The 10,249-nt window shown below is 70.1% G+C and carries 8 protein-coding genes and 1 pseudogene; 7 read left to right on the top strand and 2 right to left on the bottom strand.

Annotated features, from left to right (window positions below):
• The first annotated feature begins 4 nt into the window (after positions 1-4).
• Positions 5-1,588, top strand: a complete 1,584-nt coding sequence (locus O5O46_RS32205) for a carboxylesterase/lipase family protein (protein WP_269859180.1) — start codon at positions 5-7, stop codon at positions 1,586-1,588.
• Between the two features lie 62 nt (positions 1,589-1,650).
• Here O5O46_RS32205 and O5O46_RS32210 read toward each other — a convergent pair whose 3' ends face one another.
• Positions 1,651-2,973: an NRAMP family divalent metal transporter gene (locus tag O5O46_RS32210; RefSeq protein WP_269859181.1), complete on the bottom strand. Its 1,323-nt coding sequence runs from the start codon at positions 2,971-2,973 to the stop codon at positions 1,651-1,653.
• Positions 2,974-3,404: 431 nt separating this feature from the next.
• On the opposite strand from O5O46_RS32210, the gene selA reads away from it, so the two are divergent.
• From selA to O5O46_RS32230, 4 genes are all read left to right on the top strand, one after another.
• Positions 3,405-4,763, top strand: coding sequence for an L-seryl-tRNA(Sec) selenium transferase (selA, locus tag O5O46_RS32215; protein ID WP_269859182.1), 1,359 nt, complete (start codon positions 3,405-3,407; stop codon positions 4,761-4,763).
• Positions 4,754-6,586, top strand: a complete 1,833-nt coding sequence (selB, locus tag O5O46_RS32220; protein ID WP_269859183.1) for a selenocysteine-specific translation elongation factor — start codon at positions 4,754-4,756, stop codon at positions 6,584-6,586. The genes selA and selB overlap by 10 nt, the downstream gene beginning before the upstream one ends.
• 147 nt (positions 6,587-6,733) lie before the next feature.
• Positions 6,734-6,919 carry a hypothetical protein gene (locus tag O5O46_RS32225; protein ID WP_269859184.1) on the top strand — a complete coding sequence of 62 codons (186 nt, stop codon included), beginning with the start codon at positions 6,734-6,736 and terminating at the stop codon, positions 6,917-6,919.
• 228 nt (positions 6,920-7,147) lie between these two features.
• Positions 7,148-7,324: a hypothetical protein gene (locus O5O46_RS32230; RefSeq protein WP_269859185.1), complete on the top strand. Its 177-nt coding sequence runs from the start codon at positions 7,148-7,150 to the stop codon at positions 7,322-7,324.
• Positions 7,325-7,487: 163 nt separating this feature from the next.
• Here O5O46_RS32230 and O5O46_RS32235 read toward each other — a convergent pair whose 3' ends face one another.
• Entirely contained in the window at positions 7,488-7,883 is a 396-nt protein-coding gene (locus O5O46_RS32235; RefSeq protein WP_269859186.1) for a hypothetical protein, read from the bottom strand.
• A 293-nt stretch (positions 7,884-8,176) separates the two neighbouring features.
• Here O5O46_RS32235 and O5O46_RS32240 point away from each other — a divergent pair, with 293 nt between their 5' ends.
• Together O5O46_RS32240 and O5O46_RS32245 are read left to right on the top strand one after the other, a co-directional pair.
• Positions 8,177-9,277, top strand: coding sequence for a M20 family metallopeptidase (locus tag O5O46_RS32240; RefSeq protein WP_269859187.1), 1,101 nt, complete (start codon positions 8,177-8,179; stop codon positions 9,275-9,277).
• Between the two features lie 489 nt (positions 9,278-9,766).
• Positions 9,767-10,249, top strand: a pseudogene (locus tag O5O46_RS32245) (YoaK family protein); the annotation flags it as partial.

Raw genomic sequence — 10,249 nt, forward strand, 5'->3', positions numbered from 1 at the left:
TGACATGCCTGAACAGCCAAGGGCACGCACCGCGGAGGGAGTTGTCGAGGGCCGCTGGCGGCGGGGACACGCGGTGTTCCGCGGCATCCCGTACGCCCAACCACCGGTGGGTCCGCTGCGCTTCGCCGCACCCGCCCCTCCACGGCGCTGGGACGGGACGCGGCAGGCAGCCGAGTTCGGTCCTGCGGCCCCGCAGTCCGGGCCGGTGCAGGCGGATCCGCAAGAGGCCACGGACTGGTTGACGCTCAACGTCAGCACTCCGGATCCTGGCGCGGCGGGACTGCCGGTGCTGGTGTGGATACACGGAGGCGCCTACATCGCGGGCACCTCAAGCGACCCGACGTACGACCCGGCGGCGCTGACCGCGGCGGGACTTGTCGTCGTGAGCATCAACTACCGCGTGGGCGCCGAGGGTTTCGTCCTTCTCGACGACGCCCCAGCCAATCGCGGATTTCTCGACCAGATCGCGGCGTTGCACTGGGTGCGGCGGAACATCGCCTCCTTCGGGGGAGACCCCGACCAGGTCACCGTGGCCGGACAGTCCGCCGGGGCGGGGTCGATCGCCGCCCTGCTGACGATGAAGGCGGTGCGCGGCCTGTTCCAACGGGCCATCACCCACTCGGTGCCGGGCTGGCACTGCACCCCCGCACTGGCCGAACGCGTCGCCGCCACGCTCGCGGAGCGGCTCGGCACGGCCCCCACCGCCGCAGCCCTGCGCGGCGTCGCCCCCCGACGCCTGGCCCAGGAGGTCACCGCCCTCAGCGCCGACCTCGCTGCCTACCAGGCGAGTTGGGGACGGTTCTGCCAGGCGGGCATCGCCGTATGCCCCGTCGTCGACGGCGAAGTCCTCTCCGAAACGCCCTGGTCCGCGCTGACCGGTGGCCGCGCGAGCGGAACCCGGCTCCTTGTCGGCCACACCCGCGACGAGTTCCGGCTGTTCAGCGTCATGACCGGACGCCTGGGCAGGTTCACCGACCAGGACGCCCGTACCGCGCTGGACCTGTTCGCCCCGGCGCCGGACGGCGCGCATGCCTACCGTGCCGCCCATCCGCGGGCCACCGCGGAGGAACTGGTGGAAACGGTGTACTCCGACGCCCTCTTCCGGATTCCCTCACTGCACCTTGCCCAGGCGAACGCCGCGGCCGGCGGTACCTCGTACCTGTTCGAGCTGCGACTGGCCTCCCCGGCCCTCGCAGGGACCCTGGGCGCCTGCCACAGCCTCGACGTGCCGTTGGCCTTCGGCACGCTGGACAGCCCCACCGGCAAGGAACTCCTCGGCGATCCACCCGCCCCCGAGGCCATCGCGGTGTCGCGGGAACTCCAGCGGGCGTGGGTCCGTTTCGCCACCACCGGCGACCCCGGATGGGCCGCCTACCGCCCCGACCAGCAGCTCACTCGTGTCCTGGACGCCGAGCCGATGACCGTGCCATACCCCGAACAGGCCTCCCACCGGATCTGGGAGGGCCGCAGCCCGGTCCCCTTCGAGGCGAGCCCCGGTATCGAGCCGGTCGCCCCTGATCGTGTGGCGCAGGCATACGTTCGCTCCGTCGAGGGCGGCCAGACCGGACAGGTCCACCCGTCGCCGTGAACGATGCCCCCGCCGGCGCGGGCCGGCGGGGGCATACGTGGTGGTTGGCCGTGGTGCGTGGATCAGGTCCAGCCGAGGGTGGAAGGCACCATGTACAACCCGAACCCCATCACCAGCAGGCACAGCGTCCAGGTCAGGTACTTGCGGAAACCGCGCATCCGCCATTGCTCGGGCAGTGCCTTGGCCTCCAGGGCCAGCAGGAAGCCCAGCACGATGGGCAGCAGTAGTGCGTTCATCACCTCGACGTCGACGCTCAGATTGACCAGGTCGACGCTTGCCAGCACCAGGACCGCGCCCACGACGTGGGCGAGGGCGTAGGTGATGTAGAACTTGGCGGTACGGCGGTTGGGGCGTTCGTTGAGGGTGTGCTTCCAGCCGAAGACCTCTGCCAGGCCCCACGCCCCGGCCAGCGAGGAGACGATGGCGGCGACCAGTGCCGCGCCCATCATCCCGAGGCCGAACAGCACGGTGCCGCCGAGGTGCCCGAGGTAGGGGGTGAGCGCACCGGCGATCTGGCCGACGGTGTTGAGCGCGGCGCCGGGGTTGTGCAGGCCGATGGTGGCGGCGACCGCCACCACCATGGAGATCATGATGAGTTGGGTGAGGACGGCGCCGAACGCGGTGTCCTGGCGGGCCTGTCGGATGGTGGCGACCGACAGTTGCTTGTCGATCACGGCGCCCTGCTGGTAGAAGACCATCCAGGGCATGATCACGGCACCGACGTTGGCCGCGACCAGGAGCAGATAGGAACTGTTGCCCAAAGGCATCGAGCCCAGTCCGTGTGCCATCGCGCCGATGTGCGGGCGGCTCATGAACATCGCCACGAAGAAGGCGAGTTCGGCGAGACCGACGGCGATGCCGATCCGCTCGACCCGCCCGTAGCTGCCCGTCAAGGCCAGGGCCAGCAAGAAGACGGTGGCGATGGGAATGGTGACCCAGGGCGAGACGCCGAACAACTGGCCAACTCCGGCAACTCCGGCGAACTCGGTGAGCAGCGCGCCGATCGCCGAGACGAACAGCGTGCAGGCGGAGAGCAGTGCCCACCAGCGACCGAACCGGGCTCGAATCAGTGCACCATGGCCCTGGCCGGTGACGATCCCGAGCCGCACCGTGATCTCCTGGACCACATACAGGATCGGCATGAGGATGACCTGGGGCATGATCATCTTGTAGCCCCACTGGGCGCCCGACTGTGATGCGGTGATCAGCGATCCGGCGTCGGTGTCGGCCAGCATCACCACCAGTCCCGGCCCCCACAGCGCCAGGAATCCCAGCCCGAGCCACCGGTGTCGCGGTGTCGGCAGCGCGGAGGTGGCGGTTGGTGCGTCTTCCTCCGCAGCCGGGTGTACCTGCCCCGCCGCTATGGCACCAGCCCTGTCCGCCATCGCTGTCCCCTTTGATGCGTGTGCGTTCTCCGGACAGCCATGCTCTGCGGCGTCCGGATGACGGCAGCATAGCGACGAGGTAAGGCTTACCTAAGTTGCCCCCTGGGGGCTTTGGAGTCGCGGGATGGGTGAATGATGCCATTTTCTCCGGTCTGGGCAGTGGTTGCTTGACCACGCTATTGCCATCTGTAAACCGTGGCACACCGCAGTCATGACCGAAGTTTGGTGAGGCAGGGCAGGCGTGACCGCGCGGATCAGTCGCCGAACTTGACCGGCGTTCGAGCGGTACGCCGTGCCCGCCCGCCCATCCGCGAACCCCGACTCCCTTGGTCTTGCGCCTGTTCGGCGGCGTGTCCACCGGGTACCTGACGGCGATTCAAGGGAGGCTGAAGAGGCTTGACTGTTTGCCCCGCGTACCCGAAGGCAGACCGATGGACCGTGAGCACACCAATGGGACCGCCCGGCCCGACCCGCGCCGAAGACTTCCGCGAACCGATGCCGTGCTGGCCGATCCGCGGCTGACCGCGGCAGCCGAGCGGCTGGGACGACGACTCGTCAAGGACGCGGTCACGCGGGCACAGGACCGGGCACGGCGCAACGAGATCGCCCCGAACGACGTGGTCGACGCGGCCGTGCGGTCGCTGCCCGCCACGGCCGCCGCGCCGCGCCGCGTCATCAACGCCACGGGGGTGCTCCTGCACACCAACCTCGGCCGCGCGGCCCTCTCCAGGGCGGCCCGGCAGGCGGTCCTCGCCGCATCCGGGAACACCGACATCGAGTTCGACCTCGCCACCGGGCAACGTGCGCCACGAGGGCGCTCAACGGTGGCGACTCTGCTCAGCCACGTCCCGGCGGCCCAGGCCGCGCACGTGGTGAACAACGGCGCGGCGGCCCTGGCCCTGGCCGCCACGGCGCTTGCCCAGGACCGCGAGATCATCGTCAGCCGGGGCGAGTTGGTCGAGATCGGCGACGGCTTCCGGCTGCCGGACCTGCTCGTGTCGACCGGCGCCAGGCTGCGCGAGGTCGGCACAACCAACCGGACCACCCTGGCCGACTACGCCGCCGCCGTCGGAGACAGAACCGGCTTCATCCTCAAGATCCACCCCTCCAACTTCCGCATCACGGGCTTCACCGAAGACGTCGGCGTCCCCGAACTCGCCACCGTGGGACCGCTGGTCGTCGCCGACATCGGATCGGGTCTGCTCCACCGCGAACCGCTGCTCCCCGACGAACCGGACGCCGACACCTGGCTGCGCGCCGGAGCGGCACTGGTCACCGCCAGCGGCGACAAGCTCCTCGGCGGCCCGCAGTGCGGCCTGCTCCTGGGGCGCGCCGATGTCGTACGCCCGCTGGCCCACCACCCCCTGGCGCGCGCCCTGCGGGTGGACAAGCTCACCCTGGCCGCACTGGAGGCCACCCTCAACAACCCCGACACACCAACCCGTTCCGCGCTCCACACCGCGACCCGTGCTCTGCGGGAGCGGGCCGAACGACTGGCCGCGAGCCTGGTGGCGGACGGTATCCCGGTGCGGGTCGTGGACAGCCTGGCGGTGGTCGGTGGCGGAGGCGCTCCCGGGGTGACGCTCGCCAGTGTCGCACTGTCCCTGCCGGAAGCGTTCGCCGCCCGGCTACGCCGGGGCCCGACACCCGTGGTGGGAAGGGTCGTTGAAGGCCGTTGCCTGCTCGACCTGCGCGCCGTCGCCCCGGAGGCGGATGCCGGCATCGCCGCCGCCGCCGTCCGTGCCGCGGCCGCGCGGAACGCTTCGGAGCCGGACCGCGCATGCACGTGATCGCGACCGCGGGGCACGTGGACCACGGGAAGTCCGCGCTGGTGCGGGCGCTGACCGGAATGGAGCCGGACCGCTGGCCGGAGGAACGCCGTCGCGGGATGACGATCGACCTCGGCTTCGTGTGGACGTCGATGACCGGCGCGGGCGATGTGGCCTTCGTCGACGTGCCGGGCCACGAGCGGCTGGTGACCACCATGCTCGCCGGCGTCGGGCCGGTACCCGCCGTCCTCTTCGTGGTCGCGGCCGACCAGGGCTGGCAGCCGCAGTCGGAGGAGCACCTCGCCGTCCTCGACGCGCTGCGGGTACGGCACGGCGTGCTGGCCGTCACCCGTTGCGACCTGGCGGATCCCGTGGACGTGCGGGAGCAGGCGCTCACCCGGATCGCCCGCAGCTCGCTGGGCCGCGTGGAGTCGGTGGAAGTCAGCTCGGTGACGCGGCACGGGCTGGCCGAGTTGCGGGCCGCGCTGGTCAGACTGGTGAACCGGCTTCCGGAGGCGGACCGGGCCGCCGACGTCAGACTGTGGGTCGACCGGGCGTTCACCGTGCGCGGCCACGGCACCGTGGTCACCGGCACGCTCTCGGCCGGCACCATCGCGGTGGGCGACCGCCTGCACACGGCCGGGACGACCGGCGGCCCGTCCGGGGGCGACGCGGCGCTCCGGGTGCGGGGACTGGAGAGCCTCAAGCGACCGCGGACGTCCGTGAGCGCGACCGCCCGCGTCGCCGTCAATGTGCACGGTCCTGCCACCGCGAGCCTGCGCCGTGGGAGCGTGCTGTTGACGCCCGGCCGGTGGTTGACCACCGACGTCGTGGATGTCCGGCTTCGTGGCGACGCGGCCCCGGAACTACCGCGCGGCCTCACCCTGCACCTCGGTTCAGCCGCCGTGCCGGTCTCCGTTCGCCCGCTGGGCGTGGACAGCGCGCGGCTGTCCCTGGCCGTACCGCTGCCGCTTCGGGTCAATGACGTCGTGCTGCTGCGTGATCCCGGTCGGCGCCACATCGCCGCTGCGGCCACCGTCCTCGACGTCCGCCCGCCCCGCCTCATCCGCAGGGGCGATGCGGCCCGCCGCGCCCGCGAGCTTGACGGGCGGACAGGAGCGCCGGACGCGGCCACCGAATTGCGCCGACTTGGGATGGCCCGGCGCGGGGACCTGGTCGCGATGGGCCTGCGTACCCACGCGCAGCCCGTCGTGGATGACTGGATCTGTGCCCCGGGACACTGGACGCGCCTTCAACAGCGCTTGGTCGAAGTGGTCGAACGGCACGCGAGAGAGCACCCGACCGAGCCCGGGCTGACCATCGAGGCGGCCCGTCGGCTACTGGAGCTGCCCGACCGCGGCCTGGTCCACGCTCTGGTCCAGGCCACGAACGGACGCCTGGGACACCGCGACGGCCGCATCTACGGCAGCGTCTCCCAACCGGCCCTGCCGCCCGCCGTTCGCACCGCTGTGCAGGAGGTGCGCGCACGGCTCGCCGCCCGTCCCTTCCACGCGCCGGAAGCGGCGGAGTTGGAGGCGCTGGGACTGACGCCGAAACTACTCGCCGCCGCGGCCGCCGCAGGCGAACTACTGCGACTGCCCGACGACATCGTGCTGCTTCCCGACGCCGACCGGCAGGCAGTGGCCGCCCTGGCCCGCCTCGACCAGCCGTTCACCACCAGCACGGCCCGCATCACGCTCAACACCACCCGCAGGGTCGTCATCCCACTACTGGAACACCTCGACCGCCGCGGCTGGACCATCCGCCTGGACTCCCGACTCCGCCGCTGCACCTCGGCGGAAATCGGCGTAGACGAAGGGGAGTTGGACGGGCTTCAGAGGTGAGCTCGGGGAGCGCGTTGCGAGCGAGGGAGCGGTTGGGAGCCACCACGGCCCATTACCCCCGTGAACAACTCGGTCAAGTCGCCTCTTCCTTACGGGGCTTGCCCGAATTCGGAGTATGCCGTCAGCGGGGGGTAATAGAGTCAAGGCATGCCCCCGAACTGCTCGCAGTACTGCCGTCTGCCTGCTTCGGTGCGCCTTGCCGAAGCTCAGCAGAAGATCCGCGTTCTTGTCGCGCGGCGTGTTCTGTCGGCCGAGGAGCGGCTGGAGCTGGCCGCATGGCAGCGGGCGTGGGTGGCCGCCTGGCGCGAGTGCCAGTACGTCATCGCGGCGTGACACGCGGCGGTCGTACGAGCCCCATGGCCGGAGCGTCGGCGCCGGACTGCCCGTCAAGGCGGTCCGTCGCGACGACGCCGACCGCCGACTGGCCAACGGTAAAATGCCACGTCACCGAGGGTCGGGTCACCCGGTTGGCCTACCAGGGGCGGCATGACCCCACCCGCTCCACGAGCATCGATCGGGGGCGGACGCCCCCGTACGACCACCGCGTGAAGGGGAAGCGACATGGGGATCAAGGACCAGTGGCAGAACAAGGCGCAACAGGCCAAGGAAAAGGCGCAGCAGGCCAGGCAGCAGGCGCAGGAGCGCGGTCGGCAAGCACAGGACCGCACAAAGGGGCAACCGAGGCAGGGGCGACAGCAGTCCCTCGATGACATTCAGGACGAGTTCGACGACCAGTAGCACTGCGAATTCTCGGCCGCGGTCGCGAGTATCTGCTCGCGATCCCGAGCCGCTGCGGCTGTGCAAAGGTGCGAGCGCGGCATTCGGCGAAATCCAGCCAGGTGCCGCGCTCAGTCACACCTCCCGGCATCGGCAGAAGGTCTGGCCGCCCGCTCCAGTCGCCTCAGTTGTAGTACAGCCAGACGTCGGCATCGACGCTGGCGTCTGCGTGCGGCAGGATCCTCGCCCGGAAACTGCCCCTGAAGTGCCTCCACGGGCTGCACGTCTTGTTCTTCGGCCCGTAATAGTGCGCCGTCCATTGGGCGCCGGAGTCCGACGCCAGGATGACGAAGTAACCGTCACGCAGGTGGTTTCCCCAGATGTTGAAGCAGATCTGGGCACTTGAACCGGACCACATGGCGGGTGTCGCGCCCACATCGCCGGAGTACGAGTGGACTCGGAACGGCCCTGACGCGTTCGCCGGTGTGGCGACGGCGGCTCCCGCCGGGCCACCGGTAAGCGAAAGCATTGCGGCGGACAGGGCCACGGTACCGAGGCCGACCGCGAACTTCGTGCGCATGAACTCTCCTTGCTCTGCTTGGAGTTGCAACGATGGTCGAGAGCCCGCGGCCAGGTTCCGTTCACGCCGCTTGGCTGGTGACGCCAGAGTGCGAACCCGAGCAGCGGTGAGTCCAGGCAAGACGGGCGGGTGATGAAAACTCGGGACGTCCCGCACGCTGGCCTGCGCGGACAGGAGCCGCGGTGACACCTGACCGGGACACGATGCGCCGCTCCGAGCCGACATCGCCGTCGGCCCCATGCCGTCCGTCGTCCTCCGTTCCTCCGCTGCGGCGCGCCAGATACCCTCGCGGCATGACGATGGACAGGACCGTCGATGTAAGTGTTGACGCGATGATCGAGGACCTCAGGACGCTCGTTGAAATCGAGTCGCCATCGCGCGATCTCGACGCCCTGACCGCATCCGCCAAAGCTGTTGCCGCTGTCATCGAGAGCCGCCTCGGCGGGCAGGCCGTCCTCGTTGAGAGTGAAGGCGGTCCGCACGTCCACTGGTCAGCCGGTGGCGATCCCAAAGTGCTGGTCCTCGGCCACCATGACACGGTGTTTCCGCTCGGCACCCTCGAACGGCGCCCGTTCAAGGTCGAAGACGGGCGTGCGACCGGCCCCGGGGTCTTTGACATGCTTGGTGGCCTGGTGCAGGCCGTTCATGGTCTGGCGGCGCTTGATGACCGGTCAGGCGTTGAGATCCTGGTGACCGCCGACGAAGAGGTCGGCTCACGCTCCTCCCGAGCCCTCATCGAAGAGCGGGCCCTCGCTTGTGGCGCTGTGCTCGTGTTCGAGGGTGCTGCTGAGGGTGGAGCCCTGAAGACCGGCCGTAAAGGCTGCGGCACGTTCCAGGTCTCGGTCGCGGGCCGGGCCTCTCACGCAGGGCTTGAGCCCGCAGCCGGGGTCAACGCCCTGATCGAAGCATCGCATCAGGTTTTGGATATCGCGGCACTTGGCCGCCCCGATATCGGTACGACTGTTACCCCGACGGTCGCGTCGGCAGGGACCCTGGACAATGTCGTGCCGGCGGAGGCGACCGTCATCGTGGACGTCCGGGTCGAGTCGGCCGAGGAGAAGGAACGAATCGAGTCCGCGTTCGCGGCACTGACTCCGCATCTCGACGAAGCGCGGATCACGGTCCAGGGGGCCATCAGTCGACCTCCGATGCCTGAGTCGGCGTCTGCCGAGCTCTTTGCGCTGGCCAAGCAGCTGCTTCCTGACCTTGAGGGCAAGGCGGTCGGCGGAGGAAGCGACGGCAACTTCACGGCCGCACTGGGGGTGCCGACACTTGACGGCCTCGGAGCAGTCGGGGGCGGTGCCCACGCGGACCACGAGTACCTGGTGGTTGAAGCCATGGCCGAGCGGGCGAAACTTGTTGCCGGACTGGTCAACGCGATCCAGAACAAGTAGGGGACCCAGAATGTGGGGTGCCGGGCGGCGCTGATGGTCACGCGGGCCGTCATGCCGTGCGCGCCTGGAACGGCCGCCAGGGGAACCGTCTCCGAATCTGGCGGGTCAGCTCTCACAACGGCTGATGCAATGAGGTGGATCGACGTGGATGCCCGTGCCCCGCAGGTGAGTTGCGCGTTGTGCGGCGCGTGGAGAAGCCGCCGTCGATGGTGTCGGATGAGGCGTGGGGGTGGAACGAGCCGCTGCTGCCGAGGAGGCAGCGTCGCCTCCGGCGTGCGAGCCACAGGCCGTGGCCAGGCGCTCGGTGCCCATCCCGTCGGCCCGCGCCTTCGCTGACCGACGGATGTGCCGTGGAACCGGATCCGTGCGTCGGCCCAGTCCTGAGGTGAGTCCACCGCGGCTCTCCACGGCGCACTCCGTGCCGCTGGGCGTAGTGCTCGCCCTCGCGGGCGGGGCACTCGACGCCTACACGTTCATCAGTCGTGGCGGGTCTTCGCCAACGCGCAAACCGGGAACGTCGTCCTGCTCGGCGTCGCGGCCGCGCGCGGGCACTGGGCGCAGGCGTTGCGGTACACCCCGCCGATCCTCGCGTTCGTCTTGGGCGTGGTCCTGGCGGAGTGGCTCAAGCGGCCCCGGGTCGCCGCGGTCGTGCGATGGCCCGCTGGTGCCGCCCTCGTTCTGGAGATCGGGGTACTCGCCATCGTCGGGGTGCTGCCCGGGGGCTCGGAGAACGTGACGGCCACGGTCCTGGTCGCCTTCACCGCCTCGGTGCAGGTCTCCACTTTCCGCAAGTTGGTGGACACCCCCTACAGCACCATGATGACGACGGGGAACCTGCGCACTGCCACACAGAACGCGTACCTGGCCGTCCTGGATCGTGATCGCGACGCGGCACGCCGGGCACGTCATTTCGCCGCGGTCATCGGAGCCTTCCTCGCCGGTGCGTTCGTCGGCGGCCTCCTCACGATCGCC

This window comes from Streptomyces sp. RPT161 (assembly GCF_027533845.1).
In the GTDB taxonomy this organism is placed as follows: Bacteria; Actinomycetota; Actinomycetes; order Streptomycetales; family Streptomycetaceae; genus Streptantibioticus_A; species Streptantibioticus_A silvisoli_A.

What these genes read in the sequence shown, in the direction of transcription:
- selB (WP_269859183.1), top strand. Translation starts at nt 4,754, where the DNA reads ATGCACGTGATCGCGACCGCGGGGCACGTGGACCACGGGAAGTCCGCG.
- O5O46_RS32210 (WP_269859181.1), bottom strand. Translation starts at nt 2,973, where the DNA reads ATGGCGGACAGGGCTGGTGCCATAGCGGCGGGGCAGGTACACCCGGCT.
- O5O46_RS32205 (WP_269859180.1), top strand. Translation starts at nt 5, where the DNA reads ATGCCTGAACAGCCAAGGGCACGCACCGCGGAGGGAGTTGTCGAGGGC.
- O5O46_RS32225 (WP_269859184.1), top strand. Translation starts at nt 6,734, where the DNA reads ATGCCCCCGAACTGCTCGCAGTACTGCCGTCTGCCTGCTTCGGTGCGC.
- O5O46_RS32235 (WP_269859186.1), bottom strand. Translation starts at nt 7,883, where the DNA reads ATGCGCACGAAGTTCGCGGTCGGCCTCGGTACCGTGGCCCTGTCCGCC.
- O5O46_RS32240 (WP_269859187.1), top strand. Translation starts at nt 8,177, where the DNA reads ATGACGATGGACAGGACCGTCGATGTAAGTGTTGACGCGATGATCGAG.
- selA (WP_269859182.1), top strand. Translation starts at nt 3,405, where the DNA reads ATGGACCGTGAGCACACCAATGGGACCGCCCGGCCCGACCCGCGCCGA.
- O5O46_RS32230 (WP_269859185.1), top strand. Translation starts at nt 7,148, where the DNA reads ATGGGGATCAAGGACCAGTGGCAGAACAAGGCGCAACAGGCCAAGGAA.